Origin of the sequence: Pseudomonas endophytica, assembly GCF_001411475.1 — a bacterium.
Classification (GTDB): domain Bacteria; phylum Pseudomonadota; class Gammaproteobacteria; order Pseudomonadales; family Pseudomonadaceae; genus Aquipseudomonas; species Aquipseudomonas endophytica.
This window is the reverse complement of record NZ_LLWH01000226.1, coordinates 1-18,129: the sequence shown is the minus strand read 5'-3', so window position 1 is coordinate 18,129 and position 18,129 is coordinate 1. Positions and strand designations below refer to the sequence as shown.

The following is an 18,129-nucleotide window of genomic DNA, read 5'->3' as shown; positions in this document are numbered from 1 at the left end:
CGGCCCCGGGTGGGGGCCGCGGGCCCAAACTTAAATCGGCCACGGCACAAGCGGTGGCTGAGCACTTGCAACTGGACCTACTGGACTGAACATCCAACTGAAGGAGCGCGCTTGCTTCGCGGTCTTTTAGAAAAGATCAAAAGATCGCAAGCAAGCTCGTTCCTACAGGATTCGATGACACATCCCCCCTCTGTGATCCGTTCGTCCCAAGACGAACGGAGGCCTCTCGCTGCTTGACAACAAATGGGCGTAAACGTATGTTTCAAACACCTGTTTGACCGCAATAACAAATCTACGCGGTTGTTCATCCCCGGATTCATCAGCAGAGGTTTATCGCTATGCCTGATTACAAGGCCCCCTTGCGTGATATTCGCTTCGTACGTGACGAACTGCTCGGTTACGAAGCGCACTATCAGAGCCTGCCGGCTTGCCAAGACGCTACCCCAGATATGGTTAACGCCATTCTTGAAGAAGGCGCCAAGTTTTGTGAGCAGGTGCTGGCACCGCTGAACCGTGTGGGTGACACCGAAGGCTGCACCTGGAGTGAATCCGGGGTTAAAACGCCGACCGGCTTTAAAGAAGCCTACAAACAATTTGTTGAAGGTGGCTGGCCAAGCCTGGCTCACGATGTTGATCACGGCGGCCAAGGCTTGCCTGAGTCGTTGGGTCTGGCAGTGAGTGAAATGGTCGGTGCGGCCAACTGGTCGTGGGGCATGTACCCCGGCCTGTCGCACGGCGCCATGAACACCATCTCCGAGCATGGCACCCCTGAGCAACAAAACACCTACCTGAGCAAGCTGGTGACCGGCGAGTGGACGGGCACCATGTGCTTGACCGAGTCGCATTGCGGCACCGACTTGGGCCTGCTGCGCACCAAGGCTGAACCTCAGGCAGATGGTTCGTACAAGATTTCCGGCACCAAGATCTTCATCTCGGCCGGTGAACACGACATGGCCGACAACATCGTCCACATCGTTCTGGCCCGCCTGCCGGATGCACCGGCAGGAACTAAAGGTATTTCGCTGTTCATCGTGCCTAAGTTCACGGCTAACGCCGATGGCACATTGGGTGAGCGCAACGCGGTGTCCTGTGGTTCCATCGAGCACAAAATGGGCATCCACGGTAACGCCACCTGTGTGATGAACTTCGACGGCGCCACTGGCTTCTTGATCGGCCCGCCGAACAAAGGTCTGAACTGCATGTTCACCTTTATGAACACCGCACGTCTGGGCACGGCACTGCAAGGTTTGTCCCACGCCGAAATCGCCTTCCAGGGCGGTCTGAAATATGCGCGTGACCGTCTGCAAATGCGTTCGTTGACCGGCCCTAAAGCCCCTGAAAAGGCCGCTGACCCGATCATCGTTCACCCTGACGTGCGTCGCATGCTGCTGACCACCAAGGCGTTCGCTGAAGGCAACCGCGCCATGGTGTACTTCACCGCTAAGCAAGTTGACATCGTCAAATACGGTGTTGATGAAGACGAGAAGAAGAAGGCCGATGCTCTATTGGCGTTCATGACCCCGATTGCTAAAGCGTTCATGACTGAAGTCGGTTTCGAGTCGGCTAACCACGGCGTTCAAATCTACGGCGGTCATGGTTTTATCGCTGAGTGGGGCATGGAGCAGAACGTTCGCGACAGCCGTATTTCGATGCTGTACGAAGGCACCACCGGTATTCAGGCGCTCGACCTGCTGGGCCGTAAAGTCCTGATGACCCAAGGCGAGGCGCTCAAAGGCTTCACCAAAATCGTCCACAAGTTCTGCCAGAACAACGAAGGCAACGAAGCGGTTAAAGAGTTCGTTGCACCATTGGCCGCACTGAACAAAGAGTGGGGCGAACTGACCATGAAGGTCGGGATGGCGGCCATGAAAGACCGTGAAGAAGTGGGCGCGGCGTCGGTCGATTACCTGATGTACTCCGGCTATGCCTGCCTGGCTTACTTCTGGGCTGATATGGCGCGTCTGGCGGCAGAAAAACTGGCCGAAGGCACGTCTGAAGAGGCGTTCTACACTGCCAAACTGCAAACAGCGCGCTTCTACTTCCAGCGCCTCTTGCCGCGTACCCGCACACACGTTGCGGCCATGTTGTCGGGTGCTGCCAACCTGATGGACATGAAAGAAGAAGACTTCGATCTGGGCTACTAAGCCCCGGTGAGTCACCTTTAAAAGCCGCTTCTCCTTCGGGAAAGCGGCTTTTTTGGTTTATTCCCCTCCGCGTAGGAGCTGCCGAAGGCTGCGATCTTTTGACTTTATGAAAGATCGCAGCCTTCGGCAGCTCCTACAGATAATTTTGTGACTTTGTTTTTGTTTTAAGTCACTGCATGACCCTATGTATCGCTGTCGTCGTTAAGCTAGACTGGGTCCCACATTAATCGTCGTTTACAGATTACGAGGTTTGCCATGGCTGATTACAAAGCGCCCCTGCGTGATATGCGCTTCGTCCTTAATGAAGTGTTCGAGGTTGCTTCTCTCTGGGCGCAACTGCCTGCGTTGGCAGAGATCGTTGATGCTGAAACGGTCGAAGCTATTCTGGAAGAAGCTGGCAAGGTCACCGCTAAAAGCGTCGCCCCATTGAGCCGCAGCGCTGACGAAGAAGGCTGCCATTGGAATGACACGGTGGTCACCACCCCAGCAGGTTTTGTGGATGCCTATAAAACCTACGCCGAAGGCGGCTGGGTCGGAGTGGGCGGCAACCCTGAGTTCGGTGGCATGGGCATGCCCAAGGCAGTGTCGGCTCAAGTCGAAGAAATGATCAACTCCTCAAGCCTGGCGTTTGGTCTTTATCCGATGTTGACCTCGGGCGCTTGCGTGTCGATCAATGCTCACGCCAGCGAGGAATTAAAAGCCACGTACCTGCCCAATATGTACTCGGGTGTGTGGGCCGGTTCTATGTGCTTGACCGAGCCGCATGCGGGCACTGACTTAGGGATCATCCGCACCAAGGCAGAACCGCAAGCCGACGGCGCGTACACAATCACCGGGACCAAAATTTTCATTACCGGCGGCGAGCACGACCTGACCGAAAACATCATCCACTTGGTCTTGGCCAAACTGCCGGACGCGCCCGCCGGGCCTAAAGGCATTTCGCTATTTTTGGTCCCTAAGTATTTGGTCAATGCCGATGGCAGCCTGGGTGAGCGTAACCCCGTGTTCTGCGGCTCGATTGAGCACAAAATGGGCATCAAGGCGTCGTCCACCTGTGTGATGAACTTCGACGCAGCGGTTGGCTATCTGGTGGGTGAGCCCAACCGTGGCTTGGCGGCCATGTTCACCATGATGAACTACGAGCGTCTTGGGGTAGGTATTCAGGGCTTGGCGTCGGGCGAGCGCTCGTATCAGAACGCGGTCGAATACGCCCGCGACCGCCTGCAAGGGCGCGCCGCAACGGGCGCTCAGGCTAAAGACAAAGCGGCAGACCCGATCATCGTGCACGCAGACGTGCGCCGCATGTTGCTGACCATGAAGGCAGCCAACGAAGGCGGTCGCGCTTTCTCAACCTATGTGGCCATTCAGTTGGACATCGCTAAGTTCAGCGACGACCCGGCCGCGCGCGCGCGGGCTGATGGTTTGGTGGCCTTGTTGACGCCGGTGGCCAAAGCGTTTTTGACCGATTTGGGGCTAGAGACGACGGTGCACGGTCAGCAAGTGTTTGGTGGCCATGGCTACATTCGCGAGTGGGGCCAAGAGCAATTGGTGCGCGATGTGCGCATCACGCAGATCTACGAAGGCACCAACGGTATTCAGGCGCTGGACTTGATGGGCCGCAAGATCGTCGGCAATCGCGGGGCTGACTACCGCGAGTTCGCTGATGAGATCCGTCAGTTCATCGCGTCGGCTTCTGATGACCTACACGAGTTCACCCAACCTTTGGCCGCTGCGCTGGATAACCTTGATCAGCTGACCGCCTGGGTGCTGGAGCGCTCGCAACACAATCCGAATGAAGTGGGCGCAGCGTCGGTCGAGTACCTGCAAGTGTTTGGTTACACGGCGTATGCCTACCTGTGGGCCATGATGGCCCGTACGGCATTGAGCAAAGCGGCTGAGGATGCGTTTTATGTCAGCAAACTGGGCACTGCACGCTTCTACTTTGCACGTTTACTGCCGCGCATCCATTCATTGAGCGCTTCGGTTAAGGCTGGCAGTGAGTCGCTGTACCTGCTGGATGAAGCGCACTTTTAAGGTGTTTACTCATTTGTAAGCATTTGCTTACGTGACGTACTGGCAATTGCCCATATCGCACGATTGGATCCATCGTTAATCTTGGTTTCAAGGACGTAGAGCAGGAAGCTCAAAGCTACAACACGGACACGTAGGATTCCGCCAGGATGGTGGAGAGAAAAGGATGTCAGGGAAACAGTCTGCAAAACCCCGCTTAGGCGGGGTTTTCTTTTTTCTGCGCCTGAATTTTCTGCTGGACGCCACCATCGGCCCGGCCCACAGCGTAGGAGCTGCCGAAGGCTGCGATCTCGTGCTTCTAAAGATCAAAAGCTCGCAGCCTGCGGCAGCTCCTACGGGGGGGCTTGTGTGTGATGGATTACGTCTGCAAGCAGGGTGCGCAATAGCCCTAGCGTGGCTTGTTGGCGATGGATGTCGCGGCACACCAAGCCCACCTTTAGCGGCACCCGAGGTTCGCTCAGGGGTTTCCAGAGCAATGCCTGATGATCATGCTCATGGCGCGAACGCCCCGGCAGCACCGTCGCCAACTTAGTGTGCAGCAAGCTGTCGAGGATCCCGGCCATGGTGTTCAGCTCGGCCTGCACCTGCGGGCGACGGCCCAAACTGGCGAGCTGGGTTTGCCAGATCTGGCGTACTTGGAACTCTTCCCCGAGCAGCAGCATCGGCAGCTCGGCAGCTTGTGCCAGTGAAACCTTCTTGAATTCGCGCAAAGGATGATCCGCCGGGATCACCAATTGCAGTTCGTCTTCGTACAGCGGCGTGCCATGTAGCCCTGGCTGGCGAGGCGGCAGGTAGCTGATGCCAATATCCAATGAGCCATTGAGCAAGCGCCGCTCAATCTCCATCCCGGTCAATTCGTAAATCTGTACCACCAGATGCGGTTGCGCTTGGCGCACGCGCTCCAGCATTTGCGGCACCAAACTGGTGTGTACGGTTTGCAGTACGCCGATGGCAATGGTGCGCAGTGCATGGCCCTGAAAGTTACTCAACGCTTCTTTGGCTCGCTGTAAGCCGTCGAGCAGCGGCAGAGCATGGTTGTACAGCGTGTGAGCGGCCAAGGTCGGCAACAGGCGTTTGCTGCTGCGTTCGAACAGGGTCACATCGAGGTTGTGTTCGAGCTGGCGGATTTGCTGTGAGAGCGCGGGTTGAGAGATCGACAGGCGCTCGGCAGCACGGCCCACATGACCTTCTTCGTACACCGCGACGAAATAACGCAGTTGCTTAAAATCCATAAGTATTACTTATCGAAAATGCTTAAAAAACGAAATAGCTCAAAGGGCTAAGGGCGCCTAGTCTACGCCCGTTCCACTGGGCTCATCGAGCAAAAGCGCGAGATAAACAGCGCGGGTGGGACGCCAATTTACATAGGCAAGTCTAAAAACCCGACAGAGGTTTTAGCGCCCGGGCCGTGCCGGGGTGGTTGCATATCGAATCTGCTTATGACAACAAGGCCAGCGTGCATGAATTTGTTTAGTTTGCGTCGCCCTCCCGCCGACTTGGATCAACTGGTGGCTGAGGGTGTGCCCTCAGCCGTCAGTAATGCGCAGTCTCGGTTGTGCTTAATGCCCAGCGTTGAGCGCCCAGCACAGGTGTTTGTGCGTGGGCAAGGTTCCTGGATGTGGGACTGCGACAGCCGTGCTTACCTCGACTTTACCCAAGGGGGCGCGGTGAACAGCCTGGGCCATAGCCCGGCGGTGCTGGTCAAGGCGATGGCTGAGCAAGCCCAGTCTTTAATGAACCCCGGCGCCGGTTTTTTCAATCGCGCCATGCTGACCTTGGCCGAGCGCTTGTGCCACTGCACGGGTAGCGATCAGGTGCATTTTTTAAACACCGGGGCTGAGGCCAACGAAGGCGCGATCAAGCTGGCGCGCAAGTGGGGCCAACTGCACCGTAACGGCGCCCATCGCATTATTACCGCGACACGCAGTTGTCATGGTCGCAGCTTTGGCGCGATGTCTGCCTCGGGCACGGGCACCTTTGATAATCGCTTTGAGCCGCAACTGCCGGGCTTTATCAACGTGCCGTTTAACGACTTGCCCGCCTTGCACGCGGCGGTTGATGCCCAAACAGTGGCCATCATGTTGGAGCCGGTGCAAAGCGATGCGGGGGTTATTCCTGCCACCGAGCATTACCTCAAAGGGGTAGAGCGGCTGTGTCGCGAGCTGGGTATTTTGCTGATTTTGGATGAAGTGCAAACCGGCATGGGTCGATGCGGGGCGTTGCTTGCAGAGCAGAATTACGGAGTGCGCGCCGATATCGTCACGCTGGGCAAAGGCTTGGGTGGGGGTGTGCCATTAGCGGCATTGCTGGCTCGCGGCAAAGCCTGCTGCCTGGCGCCCGGTGAGCTGGGCGGCACCCACCACGGTAATGCGCTGATGACAGCCGCCGGTGTGGCAGTACTCGATACGCTGCTGGAAAAAGGCTTTATGAACAATGTGCGCCAAGCGGGCGACTACCTGCGCGAAGGGCTGGCGCGATTGGCCAATCGTTATGCACAGGGTGAATTGCGCGGTCAGGGTTTATTTTGGGGCCTGACCTTGTCAGATGATTCGGCCGATGACGTGGTTAAAGCAGCGTTTCACGAAGGGCTGCTAATCAGCGCTCCGCAGCCCGACTGCCTGCGCTTTACCCCGGCGTTGTGCGTCAGCAAAGGCAATATTGACGAAATGTTACTGCGTTTGGCCCGAGCGTTTGCCCGGGTGCGCACGGCACAACTGCAATGCCGTCGCGGAATCGCCGTTTAAACGCACTTAGCCTTAACAAACCGTCTCGCGGTATAACGCGTCGCCCTGTGCCTGTTTTCTTTGGCCGGGGCGTTTTTTTGTCTGTGGATAAGTAACCACTGAACCTTTTGTCGACGTTATGAGTCGATTAGCAGTAAGGGCCGTTTGGGCCTGTTATCGACTGGGAGCTTTGTCTGTGGAAATTATCAAAATCATCATTGCCATTCTGCTTCCTCCACTGGGTGTGTTCATGCAAGTGGGTTTTGGTGGCGCATTCTGGCTAAACATTCTGTTGACCCTGTGCGGATACATCCCAGGGATGGTGCACGCGGTGTATATCATCGCTAAACGTTCGTAGGTTTTACTGAAGGTGCGATCTTTTGGGTTGAAAGATCAAAAGATCGCAGCCTTCGGCAGCTCCTACGGGGCTGTATTGGGCGCACTTGAAGGGTGCGCTGCTCGTTTTTTGCGTAGGAGCTGCCGCAGGCTGCGAGCTTGGGCTTATCAAGATCAAAAGATCGCAGCCTTCGGTAGCTCCTACAGGGTGGGCTGCGTTAACAACTCGCTGTAAAACTTCCACTCCTGTTCAAGCGCATGCGCTTGATTGGTGGCCTTGCGAAAGCCGTGGCGTTCTTCTGGGTAGTAATACGCTTTGGCCGGGATGCCGTTGTCTTGCAGGGCTTTGAGCATGTCGCGGGTTTGTTGCGGCACGACCACGGCGTCCAACTCGCCTTGGAAGAAGATCACCGGCACGCGGATCTGTTGTGCGTGTAGCAACGGGGTACGTGCCGCGTAGCGCTCAGCGTCGCGTTGCGGATCACCGATAAGCCAATCTAAATAATCGCCTTCAAATTTATGCGTGCTGTGGCTCAGAGCAATCGGGTCGCTAACGCCGTACAAACTGGCGCCCGCGCGGAACACGTCTTTGAACGCCAGCGCACACAAGGTGGTGTAGCCGCCCGCACTGCCGCCACGAATAAACGCCTTCTCGCCATCAATAAAACCCTGTTCGGCCAAGTAACCGACCACCGCGCAGGCATCTTCGACGTCGACTTCGCCCCATTTCAGGTGCAAACCTTGACGATACGCACGGCCATAGCCGGTGCTGCCACGGTAATTGAGATCAGCCACGGCGAAGCCGCGTTGCGTCCAATACTGGATACGCGGGTCGAGAACGGGATAGCAGGCTGAGGTCGGGCCGCCGTGGACGAAGACCACCAATGGCGGTTTAACTTCGCCGTGCATGGCCGGGTAGAAGAAGCCGTGGGCTTCGCCCTCGCCGGACGGGTAGCGCAACGTGCGTGGGCGGCTGATGTCTTCGGGCGGCAACGGCGCCACCCCACCTGCGAGCACCTTGATCTGCTTGTCGCTTTGGCGAATGCGAATGATCGCCGACGGGCTAACAGGTGACGCGGCTATGCAGTAGAGGTACTCCGCATCCAGCGCAAGGCAGCGAAAGCGGCTGTAATGGTCTGCGAATGTTTCAACGCTGCCGTCAGCAGAGTGAATGCCCAAACGACCGAAACCCGCTTCAGTCCACGTCGCCAAATAGCGCTGTTCGCCCAGCGGCAGCCAGGTCTTACCGCCCAGTTGCCAAGGTGCCGGGGCATGATCGGCCGCGGCGCTGTGTGCTGCGACCAAGCCTTCGCCCGACTCGGCCCACGGCTGCCAGAAGCCGCCGCGGTCGGTCAGGCAGTACAGGCGGTTCTGTTGGTCAAAGCGCGGTTGTTGCAGTGATTCTTCGCTGAGATCGCCCGCGATGCAGTGCGCTGGGTTCCAGTGGCCGCAGGTTTGGCCCTCTACAAGCATAAGGCGAGTTGAGGTCCAGGGTTGGTGTGGACGGCTCCACTCAATCCAGGCCAAGCGCTGGCCGTTTGGACTGAGGGTGGGCGCCGCGTAAAAGTCTGCACCTTCGGCCAGCACGTGGCGCTCTTGAGTGGCTAAGTCGATGCTGACCAAGCGATGTTGATCTGCGTCCTCTTCAACGGCCAGCACTAGGCCGTGAACACACTGCACGTCGCCGTAACGACAGGTGCCGTGGGTCAAGGCTTGCGGCGCGCTGGCGTCCAAAGCTTGTGTGTACAGTTGTTGATCGGCCTCGTTAACGAACACCACGCCGTCGTCGCTGAGACAAAAAGAACCACCGCCGTACTCATACACCCGGCTACTCACGCTGAAACCCGCAGGGGTCAGGCAATGGGCTTGGCCATCGCGCCAGTGCCAAATGCGGCAAGCGCCTTCTTGTGGCAGGTATTGGTTCCAGAACACGCCGCGAGGGCCGAGCCGCCGTTCTGCGAAATCGACGCCAGCGGCAACGGCGAGCGCGGCGCTGAAAGGTTCAGCCTTTTGCGATGAGGCGTGAGTTTCGTTCATTTCGAAAGGCCAATTGTTCGATGGTCTGGGTGGCGTGCTCGGCTTCTTCGCGCGCCTTGAGAATCAGGTCGTGTTGCGGCGATTTGCTGCACACCGGGTCCGCATTGCTGGCGTCCCCGGTGAGCATAAAGGCTTGGCAACGGCAGCCGCCGAAGTCCTTTTCTTTTTCGTCGCACGAGCGGCAAGGCTCGGGCATCCAGTCATAACCTCTAAACCGATTGAAGCCAAACGAGTCGTACCAGATGTGTTGCATGCTGTGATCACGCACGTTAGGGAACTCGACCGGCAGTTGTCTAGCGCCGTGGCACGGTAATGCGGTGCCGTCCGGTGTGACGGTCAAAAAAACACTGCCCCAACCGTTCATGCAGGCTTTTGGCCGCTCTTCGTAATAATCCGGGGTCACGAAGATCAACTTGCAGGGGTGACCTTGGGCTTTCAGTTTGGCTCGGTACTGATTAGTGATGCGCTCGGCGCGCACCAGTTGTTCTTGGGTCGGTAACAGGCCGACCCGGTTGAGTTGCGCCCAACCATAAAACTGGCAGGTAGCCAGTTCTACAAAGTCAGCTTCGAGGGCGATGCACAGCTCGATGATGCGGTCGATCTTGTCGATATTGTGCCGATGGGTGACGAAGTTCAGCACCATCGGGTAGCCGTGCGCTTTGACGGCTCGGGCCATTTCGAGCTTTTGCGCGAAGGCTTTTTTCGAGCCGGCCAGCAGGTTGTTCACTTGCTCGTCGCTGGCCTGAAAGCTGATCTGAATGTGGTCCAGCCCAGCCTTTTTGAAGTCGCTGATTTTTTGCTCGGTGAGGCCGATGCCGGAGGTGATGAGGTTGGTGTAAAAGCCCAATTGGCGCGCGTGTGCGATCAGTTCCGCCAAGTCTTGACGGACCAAAGGTTCGCCGCCTGAAAAGCCTAACTGCGCCGCACCCATTTCCCGCGCTTCACCAAACACCTTGAACCATTGCTCGGTGCTCAGCTCTTTGCCTTGCTGGGCGAAGTCCAGCGGGTTGGAGCAATACGGGCATTGCAGCGGGCAGCGATAGGTCAGCTCAGCCAGCAGCCAAAGCGGTAGGCCGACTTCAGGTTTAGGTGGCAGCGCCAAGGGCCTGTCAGACGAGTTCGATCCAGTGCTGTGCACGCGCGACCTCCATAAATTGCTCGATGTCTTCACCCAGCTCGGGGACATTGGGGAATTGATCGTGGAGGGCGGCAATGATCGCGGTCACATCCCGCTGTCCGTCGATCAGGCCACCAATCAAGGCCGCACTCTCGTTGAGTTTGATCATGCCTTCGGGGTAGAGCAGCACATGGCCTTTTTGCGCAGGTTCGTACTGAAAACGATAGCCTGGGCGCCACGTTGGCGTTTTGCTGCGATCGAAGCTCATAGAGTGATTCCTTTATGCCAGACGCGTTGGTCGGTCACGCTGTGATAAGGCGGGCGGTCCAGTTCGTAGGCCATGGTCATGGCATCGAGCATGCTCCACAGAATGTCTAGTTTGAACTGGAGAATCTCGAGCATGCGCTGCTGGCCTTCGTAGGTGGTGTAGTGCTGCAAGGTGATCGCCAGCCCGTGTTCGACGTCACGCCGGGCTTGGCCTAGGCGGGTGCGGAAATACTCATAACCGGCCGGGTTGATCCAAGGGTAGTGCTGCGGCCAACTGTCCAGACGTGACTGGTGGATTTGCGGCGCAAACATCTCGGTCAGCGAGCTGCTGGCGGCTTCTTCCCAACTGGCGCGTCGGGCAAAGTTGACGTACGCGTCGACCGCAAAGCGAACGCCAGGTAAGACGAGTTCTTGGGAGCGCAGTTGCTCCGGGTCCAAACCGACCGCTTGGCCAAGGCGCAGCCAGGCTTCGATACCACCGTCTTCGCCGGGCGCACCGTCATGGTCGAGCAGGCGTTGAATCCACTCGCGGCGTACCTCGCGATCCGGGCAGTTGGCCAGAATGGCGGCGTCTTTGAGTGGGATGTTTACTTGGTAATAGAAACGGTTGGCGACCCAGCCCTGAATCTGTTCGCGGGTCGCGCGACCTTCATACATCGCCACTTGGTACGGGTGATAGATGTGGTAGTACGCGCCTTTGGCCCGTAACGCGGCTTCGAACTCGGCGGTGGAGAGTGGGGCTTGGGTCATGGAGTTCTCCAATCGGAACGCGGATCTGCAGGAGCGAGCTTGCTCGCGAGCTTTTAAAAGCTCGCTCCGACAAATGATGTGTTGGGTTTACAACTCGATACTCATGCCATCAAAGGCCACTTCAACGCCCCGACGGGCCAGTTCGGCGCGTTCGGCGGAGTCTTCATCAAGGATCGGGTTGGTGTTGTTGATGTGGATCAGCACTTTGCGCTGCTCTGGCAATTGCTCCAATACTTCGAGCATGCCGCCGGGGCCGTTCTGTGCCAAATGGCCCATCTCACGGCCGGTACGGGTGCCTACGCCACGGCGCTGCATTTCGTCGTCATCCCACAGCGTGCCGTCCACCAACAGGCAATGGCTGCTTGCCATCACCTCCAGCAACGGCGCATCCACCTTACCCAGCCCTGGCGCGTAAAACAGCTTGGCCCCGGTGCGTAGGTCTTCAACGATCAGGCCGATGTTGTCACCCGGATGCGGGTCGAAGCGATGCGGCGAGTAGGGCGGTGCAGCACTGCGCAAAGGCAGTGGGCTGAAGCGCAGGTTTGGGCAGGCGGGGATGGTGAATGACGCTTGCAGCTCGATGCGGTGCCAGTTGAGCCCGCCATTCCAGTGCTTGAGCATGTTGAACAACGGGAAACCGGTGCTCAAATCTTCGTGAACCATGTCAGTGCACCACACATCATGCGGGCAACCCTCGCGCAGACTCAGCAGGCCTGTGGTGTGGTCGATCTGGCTGTCCATCAAAATAATTGCGCTGATCCCGGTGTCACGCAGGGCACGGCCCGGTTGCATCGGGGCAAAGCTCTGCAGTTGCGCACGAATGTCGGGCGAGGTGTTGCACAGCACCCAGTTCACGCCGTCATCAGAGATCGCAATCGAGGATTGGGTGCGCGCTTTTGCGTTCAGGCTGCCATCGCGAAAACCCGCGCAGTTCACGCAGTTACAGTTCCACTGCGGGAAACCACCGCCAGCGGCGGAGCCTAAAATCTGGACAAACATGGCCTGTACCCTTGCAAATCGAAAAATAAAAACGCCCCGGCGAGCCGAGGCGTTGGGTTGCGCTGCTCAACTCTTGTTAACCAAGAGCCGGGGCAGATCAACGGCTTGCGAAGTACATGGTCACTTCAAAGCCAATACGCAGGTCGGTGTAAGCAGGTTTAGTCCACGACATAGGGTGTCTCCTTCAGCGGTTGGTTGGGGGCTTCTCAACATTAGTCCGGCTCCGTGAGGAGCGGTTCCAAAGCATTGCCAGCCATGTTACTAAAAATGTCTCTTTCTGCACGTCTATTGTCGGAGAAAGCTCATTACACGGTAGGTAAAAATCAGCTTTCCCCGAGAAGAAACGATTCAGTTTCTGGTTGTGTTGCAAGGCACAGCCAAGCGCACTCCGGCCGGTTGATCTGCTGAGCCGCTACAAGTGTAGTGCGCAGATCCAGCCCTATCAGCTCAGCGTAGAGCGCTTCCAAGTAGCCCGACGAGTGGCCTGCCAATGTTGCTTGCCAGAGCAATTCACTCGCTTGAGGCCCGCTCAAGGCTGTAGGCAAGAACTGCTGCGCCAAGGCATCTCGCGCTTGCATGAAGGTTGTTTCATCCAATGTAGCGATAAGCGTCGGTAACCCGCCCAAGAATGCTCTGATGTGCTCGAAGATTTCTGCTACTGGAGCGTGAGGCGATTGCACGCCGAACAGTAGGCCGGTCTGGCCATTGAGTTGGCGTAAGCCACTGAACACGGCGTAGCCTAATTGCCGCTCCACCCGCAGCTGTTGATAAAACGGCGTCTGTGCCACCTGCGCGAGCAAACGCCAGGCGGCCTCTGCACGCAGATCGCCAGTAGGCGCCGGGCAAAATAACAGTACTGCCTGTTCATTGGAGTCGCAGGTTTCGGTAATCCAGCGCCGTTGGGCGGAGTATTCGGCCCGTGGTAAGTGCCCGTCCGGTGTGCCGGGGGCTTTGTTTAAGGCGGCGCTAATCAGAGGTGCCGTAGCGCTGGGCAGGCCGACGGCCAAACCGTCCCAGCGTGCGCGGGCCCAACATTGCGAGGCATCACTTAATGTGGGTTCGATGCCGGGTTGGCTGCATTCAGGAAGGCGCTTGAGTAGCTGGCGAATCGGCATCAGCGGTGCCACGGCGGGTGCGCCTTGCGCGGCCTCAAGGGCGCTGAGTGCTCGTAATGCGTGCTCCAAAATGGCGGGCATTGGCGCATGAAAGCCCTGCATTTTCAGCAGCCAGTCAGTGCCACAGGCGCTGCCAGACAGTTCGACACCGGCGTGGCGCGCATCGTGTTTCAAGGGGCGCAGGCTGTTTGCCAGCGCGAGTTGCACGCTGGCAGCCGGGGGCGCCGTTAAACGCCAGCGCAGATAAATCGCCGCTTCATGACCGGCCTCTGGCAGGTCTGCGCTAAAACGCATCGCTGAATGATCGCGACGGCTGCGCAGACGGTCTTGTGCAAACGTGCGCAAGCCGCGGTGGGCGCTGGTTTGGCCGCGTATCAGCCCTGCATTAATGGGCTCTTTAGGGGTGACCAGAAGCGGGTTGGGGGGTGGCAGTTGCCACGTGTGCTGAGGTGCCGGTGGTGTTGCGGGCAGCATCTGTTGCAGCACGCAGGTGAGCGCCTCTAGAGATTGATCTGGCAGCTCGATTTCACTGCGTGCCAGCGCCAGCGCGCTGCAGACCTCTTGCTGGCGCTGGCGTTGCAATATGTACTCGTTGCGCAGGGCGGGGTGCTGATGTTGGGTACTGAAAAACGCCAGCCAGTCGTAGAACGTGTCGCTGATCTGTGTGGCGTTTTGGGCGATGTTGTGCGTGGCGCTGAACTCAATGTGCAACAGTGCTTGCCCCGCAAATTGGTATAACACTTCGGCTTTCAGGCTGTGGCACAGCTGATGTTCGCGTAGATAGGCGAGCAGGCTGCCGGGTTTATCTGCACTCAGCCAGTGGCACGCATACTCCAACGCCGCGCTGCAGGCTTCGGGTAACTGTTCAAGGGCAAACAACAGGTCTAGGTGCTTGGCATCGAGCTGTTGATACACGCTTTGGTGGTTGAGCATTAGCGTGGGCGGGCGGCTTTGGCGGGGCGCCGAGCCCTTTGCAAATTGATCGGTATAGCGCTCGGCCAGGGCCTTGAGTGTGGTGTCAGGCAAGGGGCCAACCAGACTGATATGTGCGGCTTGATAGAACTGCTGGTAAAAATCCGCCAAGGCTTGCTGAAAGGCCGGCCGAGGGATCGGCAAACTGAAGCGATTACCCGCATGAAACGCCCTCAGCGGATGCGCCGGGTTTAGTGGCTGGAACAAGCTAAGTTGCCGCTGAGCCGAGGGCTCACGAGCCCAAGCGATAAATTCTGCGTGCAACACTTCACGTTCGCGCACCTGCTCATCCAAGTTCATACGCGGGTGAGCGAGCATGTCGCACAAGCGCTCTAGACCACCTTCAAACGCTGCGCTAGGCACTTCGAAAAAGAAGTCGGTATGGCGTGCTTGGGTGCGGGCATTCACTTGGCCGCCATGGCGCTGTACGTAGGCCATCAGGTTGTCGCCGGCCGGAAAGCGATCCGTGCCGAGAAATAACAGGTGTTCCAGAAAGTGCGCCAGCCCGGGCCAAGCCGTTGGCACGTCGTGGCTGCCTGCGTGAACCCGTAAAAAGGCCGCGCACTGTTTGAGACGCGGCTCATGGCGCAGTGAAAGAGTCAGACCGTTTTCTTGGGTCAAACGTTGAGTGTGAAAGTGATTCGGCGCAGACATGGGCATTTCCGGAACAGAGTTGCCCACATGCTAGCGGATTACACGGGATCAGCGCTTGCTCAGCGGGTCGTAAAGTTCGGGCACGCGGTCGGCCAGATAGAAGTTTCCGGTTCGGGCATCTTCTAGCTGTTGGCTGTCTAAGACGGCGGTAATCAGGATTTCCTCCTGCTCAGCCAAGGCGACTTGCACACCGTTAGGGGCGGCGATGCTGCTTTGACCGCAGTAATGGATGTCGCCTTCTTGCCCACAGTAGTTGGCGTAGGCCACATAACACTGGTTTTCGAAGGCACGGCTACGCACGGTGACATCGGCGATAAAGTCGTAAGGTGTCATGTTGGCGGTGGGTACGACGATCAGTTCAGCCCCGGCCAAGGCCAGGCAGCGGGCGTTTTCGGGGAACTCAAGGTCGTAGCAAATCAGCAACCCGAGCTGCCAACCATTGAGTTCGAACACCGTGAAGGCGTTTACCCCCGGGCTGAACATCTCGCGGTCCAACTGGCCAAACAGATGGGTCTTGCGGTAGTTGCACACGCTTGCCCCGTGGCGGTCGATCACTTGCACGCTGTTGTAGATCTGCCCGTCTACGTCGCGCTCGGGGTAACCGTAAATAATCGCCGTGTCATTGGCTTTGGCCAGCTCGGCGATCTGCTGGGCGGCGTCGCCATCGTGTGGCTGGGCCAGTTCGGCGACAGCCTTCGCACCAATGTTGTAACCGGTGAGAAACATTTCGGGCAGCACGAGCAAGTCAACGTCTGTGCTCTGCGAGACGATGGTGTTCAAGCGTTGCAGGTTACCTGCCACGTCAAGTGGCAACGGGTGGCATTGGTAAAGGACGACGCGCATGGAGTTCTCCTACAGAACGTGTTGCTTTGAGGTCAATCCGGCAAGGCAATCGGACCGATGTCGTTGAATACATCGCCAGGGCCTGGGTTGTCAGCGTGAGTGCGGCCGCCAAAGTGGGTCATGATCCCCCAAACTGCGTTCAATGAGGTCTGCACAGCGCCTTCAACCCAAGCAGGTGTCCATGAGACATCATCGCCTGCAATAAAAATCCCTCGTTGTTCGCTCGGCAGGTCTTGCTGCATAAAATGCGCGTACATGCGCTGGTTGTAACGGTAGTGGCCCGGCAGAGCGCCTTTGAAAGCCCCGAGGAAGTGCGGGTCGGCTTCCCACGACACGGTAATGGGGTCGCCGATGATGCGGCTGGCAATGTCGACGTTCGGGTAGACCTTTTTCAGCGAGTCGAGGGCCAACTTGACGCGTTTTTCCACCGGGTGCGGGAGCATTTTCAGCGCATCACTCATCCACGAGTACGACAGGCAAATGACGCCCGGCTTGTCGTCGCCGTTGTCGAACAAATACGTGCCACGGGTGAGCCGATCAGTGAGGGTCATGCTCATCACGTCACGGCCGGTGTCTGGGTCTTTGTCTTTCCAGAAAGGACGATCGACCATGACGAAGGTTTTTGAAGACTGCATGTAGCGCGTGCGGTCCAGCGCCATCCACAGCTTTTGCGAGAACAGCGATTCTTCGCAGTCAATTTGGGTGGTCAGCAACCAGCTTTGGCACGTGACCAACACGGCTTCGTGGGTACGTGTGACGCCGAGGTTATCGGTGACCAAAAAATGCCCATCGGCTGAGTGCGAAATAGCTTTGACCCCAGTACGCGGCGCTCCGCGATGCAGCGAGTGCAGGCTGGTGCCTTCGGGCCAATGAGCGCAGCGCTCCGGCACATGACGCCAGATGCCCAGCGGCACTTGCTCAACGCCGCCCACGACCAAGTGTTGATGGTCGTCGCAGTTAGTCATCACCACGCGGAATATTTCGAGCATCGAGTTCGGGAAGTCCGAGTCCCAGCCACCGGTGCCAAACCCAACCTGGCCAAACACTTCGCGGTGCTGAAAGGACAATTTGGCAAAGGCTTTGGAGGTGGCAACAAAGTCATAGAACGTTCGGTCATCCCACAGCGGAACCAGGGTATTCCAGAGTTCTTTTAGGCGCGGGACGTCGCGATCACGGATAGCTTGCTGAATATCCCCAAAGCGCGAGCCTGCTTCCAGCGCATCTGCCCATGCGTCAGCCACTTCTTGAAACAGGGCAGGCAAGTCCGCCAGTTTTTGTGCGTAGTACGTCTGGCCTTCGAGGTCGATCACCGTGCTGCCGGAGGCTGGCGTTAAGGGGTTGGGGAAGGGTTTAGTTTCTAGCCCGAGCTTGTCGACGTAATGGTAGAACGCGGTAGATGACACCGGAAAACGCATACCGCCCAGCTCGGCAATCACCCCTTCGCTGCCCTCAAAGGCTTGTGAACGAAGACGTCCGCCCATTTTTGACGCTTCATACACCACAGGCTTAAGGCCCAGCTTCATCAATTCGTAGGCCGCCACCATCCCCGCCATCCCGGCGCCGACAATCGCCACCTCCGAACCCAACTTGTCCGCGGGGATACTGCCCAGTCCTGCGGGGTGTTCGATCCAGTCATCGAAAGCAAAAGGGAAATCGGGACCAAAAATAGTGATCGGTTGTTTGCCGTCGACAGGGTGGCGGTTGTTTTTGCTCATGGCTGTGACCTTACTGGGCGACTCACGTTAAAGGTGAGTATAGGAAAAGACAGTCGCCAGTTTAGAGAGCGTGCAACACGTAATTAAGACGCAAAGTGTCGTCGTTATGACCTGATTTTGGTCTTTATGACGAATCTAAGTTGCAGAGTGATGTGACTCGCTGGCGTAGCGCTTTATCCGCGGTCCACTTTGCTGCTGAGAATGATCGAGGTGGTGGTTTTTTCGACACCGTCGACACTGCCGATTTGATCGAGCAATTGATCCAACTGCTCGGGCGACTCACTGCGCAGCCAGGCCACGTAGTCGAATTCGCCACTCACGGCACACAACTGCTGGACCTGCGCCATGCTGCTCAGTCGCCGTACGACTTCTTTGCCAGAGCGTGGCTGCACGGTAATCCCGACGTAGGCTTGCAGCCCGCCATCA

The 18,129-nt window shown here is 57.7% G+C and carries 15 protein-coding genes and 1 pseudogene; 5 read left to right on the top strand and 11 right to left on the bottom strand.

Going from position 1 to position 18,129, the window contains the following annotated elements; translation table 11 throughout:
- The 3 genes and pseudogenes from AQS70_RS23705 to AQS70_RS21590 all read left to right on the top strand — a co-directional run.
- Positions 1-89 (top strand): annotated as a pseudogene (locus AQS70_RS23705) (dethiobiotin synthase); the annotation flags it as partial.
- Between the two features lie 249 nt (positions 90-338).
- Positions 339-2,144 (top strand): phenylacyl-CoA dehydrogenase, encoded by a 1,806-nt coding sequence (locus AQS70_RS21595; protein WP_055104774.1) that lies wholly within the window; start codon positions 339-341, stop codon positions 2,142-2,144.
- 255 nt (positions 2,145-2,399) lie between these two features.
- Positions 2,400-4,178, top strand: a complete 1,779-nt coding sequence (locus AQS70_RS21590; protein ID WP_055104773.1) for an acyl-CoA dehydrogenase C-terminal domain-containing protein — start codon at positions 2,400-2,402, stop codon at positions 4,176-4,178.
- 329 nt (positions 4,179-4,507) lie between these two features.
- Here the strand turns inward: AQS70_RS21590 and AQS70_RS21585 are convergent, their stop codons facing one another.
- Positions 4,508-5,407 (bottom strand): LysR family transcriptional regulator, encoded by a 900-nt coding sequence (locus tag AQS70_RS21585; protein ID WP_055104772.1) that lies wholly within the window; start codon positions 5,405-5,407, stop codon positions 4,508-4,510.
- A gap of 228 nt (positions 5,408-5,635) precedes the next feature.
- Between AQS70_RS21585 and AQS70_RS21580 the strand changes: the two genes are divergently transcribed.
- Together AQS70_RS21580 and AQS70_RS23485 are read left to right on the top strand one after the other, a co-directional pair.
- A complete protein-coding gene (locus tag AQS70_RS21580; RefSeq protein ID WP_055104771.1) occupies positions 5,636-6,919 on the top strand; it encodes an aspartate aminotransferase family protein in 1,284 nt (427 codons plus the stop codon).
- Between the two features lie 175 nt (positions 6,920-7,094).
- On the top strand, positions 7,095-7,256 hold the full coding sequence (locus AQS70_RS23485; RefSeq protein ID WP_082428173.1) for a YqaE/Pmp3 family membrane protein: 162 nt from the start codon (positions 7,095-7,097) through the stop codon (positions 7,254-7,256).
- 179 nt (positions 7,257-7,435) lie between these two features.
- Here the strand turns inward: AQS70_RS23485 and AQS70_RS21575 are convergent, their stop codons facing one another.
- The 10 genes from AQS70_RS21575 to AQS70_RS21535 form a co-directional block, all read right to left on the bottom strand.
- Complete coding sequence (locus AQS70_RS21575) at positions 7,436-9,271, bottom strand: S9 family peptidase (RefSeq protein WP_055104770.1); 1,836 nt, start codon at positions 9,269-9,271, stop codon at positions 7,436-7,438.
- Positions 9,237-10,409: a pyrroloquinoline quinone biosynthesis protein PqqE gene (pqqE, locus tag AQS70_RS21570; protein ID WP_055104769.1), complete on the bottom strand. Its 1,173-nt coding sequence runs from the start codon at positions 10,407-10,409 to the stop codon at positions 9,237-9,239. Before pqqE ends, AQS70_RS21575 begins: the two co-directional genes overlap by 35 nt.
- Positions 10,381-10,656 (bottom strand): pyrroloquinoline quinone biosynthesis peptide chaperone PqqD, encoded by a 276-nt coding sequence (gene pqqD, locus AQS70_RS21565; RefSeq protein ID WP_055104768.1) that lies wholly within the window; start codon positions 10,654-10,656, stop codon positions 10,381-10,383. The genes pqqE and pqqD overlap by 29 nt, the downstream gene beginning before the upstream one ends.
- Positions 10,653-11,405 carry a pyrroloquinoline-quinone synthase PqqC gene (pqqC, locus tag AQS70_RS21560; protein WP_055104767.1) on the bottom strand — a complete coding sequence of 251 codons (753 nt, stop codon included), beginning with the start codon at positions 11,403-11,405 and terminating at the stop codon, positions 10,653-10,655. The genes pqqD and pqqC overlap by 4 nt, the downstream gene beginning before the upstream one ends.
- Before the next feature lie 87 nt (positions 11,406-11,492).
- The gene (gene pqqB, locus AQS70_RS21555; RefSeq protein ID WP_055104766.1) at positions 11,493-12,404 is read right to left on the bottom strand and encodes a pyrroloquinoline quinone biosynthesis protein PqqB; all 912 of its coding nucleotides are present in this window, start codon (positions 12,402-12,404) and stop codon (positions 11,493-11,495) included.
- A gap of 97 nt (positions 12,405-12,501) precedes the next feature.
- Entirely contained in the window at positions 12,502-12,576 is a 75-nt protein-coding gene (pqqA, locus tag AQS70_RS23480; protein ID WP_003422658.1) for a pyrroloquinoline quinone precursor peptide PqqA, read from the bottom strand.
- Between the two features lie 151 nt (positions 12,577-12,727).
- Entirely contained in the window at positions 12,728-15,145 is a 2,418-nt protein-coding gene (gene pqqF, locus AQS70_RS21550; protein ID WP_055104765.1) for a pyrroloquinoline quinone biosynthesis protein PqqF, read from the bottom strand.
- Positions 15,146-15,193: 48 nt separating this feature from the next.
- The gene (locus tag AQS70_RS21545) at positions 15,194-15,988 is read right to left on the bottom strand and encodes a carbon-nitrogen hydrolase family protein (protein WP_055104764.1); all 795 of its coding nucleotides are present in this window, start codon (positions 15,986-15,988) and stop codon (positions 15,194-15,196) included.
- A 32-nt stretch (positions 15,989-16,020) separates the two neighbouring features.
- Positions 16,021-17,703: a flavin monoamine oxidase family protein gene (locus tag AQS70_RS21540; protein ID WP_055104763.1), complete on the bottom strand. Its 1,683-nt coding sequence runs from the start codon at positions 17,701-17,703 to the stop codon at positions 16,021-16,023.
- A gap of 173 nt (positions 17,704-17,876) precedes the next feature.
- The coding region (locus AQS70_RS21535; RefSeq protein WP_162233922.1) for an Lrp/AsnC ligand binding domain-containing protein at positions 17,877-18,129 on the bottom strand (253 nt) is incomplete at its 5' end.

Bases quoted from the DNA above. Each gene is read 5' to 3' on its own strand.
- AQS70_RS21595 (WP_055104774.1), top strand. From the start codon at position 339: ATGCCTGATTACAAGGCCCCCTTGCGTGATATTCGCTTCGTACGTGAC.
- AQS70_RS21590 (WP_055104773.1), top strand. From the start codon at position 2,400: ATGGCTGATTACAAAGCGCCCCTGCGTGATATGCGCTTCGTCCTTAAT.
- AQS70_RS21585 (WP_055104772.1), bottom strand. From the start codon at position 5,407: ATGGATTTTAAGCAACTGCGTTATTTCGTCGCGGTGTACGAAGAAGGT.
- AQS70_RS21580 (WP_055104771.1), top strand. From the start codon at position 5,636: ATGAATTTGTTTAGTTTGCGTCGCCCTCCCGCCGACTTGGATCAACTG.
- AQS70_RS21575 (WP_055104770.1), bottom strand. From the start codon at position 9,271: ATGAACGAAACTCACGCCTCATCGCAAAAGGCTGAACCTTTCAGCGCC.
- pqqD (WP_055104768.1), bottom strand. From the start codon at position 10,656: ATGAGCTTCGATCGCAGCAAAACGCCAACGTGGCGCCCAGGCTATCGT.
- pqqC (WP_055104767.1), bottom strand. From the start codon at position 11,405: ATGACCCAAGCCCCACTCTCCACCGCCGAGTTCGAAGCCGCGTTACGG.
- pqqB (WP_055104766.1), bottom strand. From the start codon at position 12,404: ATGTTTGTCCAGATTTTAGGCTCCGCCGCTGGCGGTGGTTTCCCGCAG.
- pqqF (WP_055104765.1), bottom strand. From the start codon at position 15,145: ATGTCTGCGCCGAATCACTTTCACACTCAACGTTTGACCCAAGAAAAC.
- AQS70_RS21545 (WP_055104764.1), bottom strand. From the start codon at position 15,988: ATGCGCGTCGTCCTTTACCAATGCCACCCGTTGCCACTTGACGTGGCA.
- AQS70_RS21540 (WP_055104763.1), bottom strand. From the start codon at position 17,703: ATGAGCAAAAACAACCGCCACCCTGTCGACGGCAAACAACCGATCACT.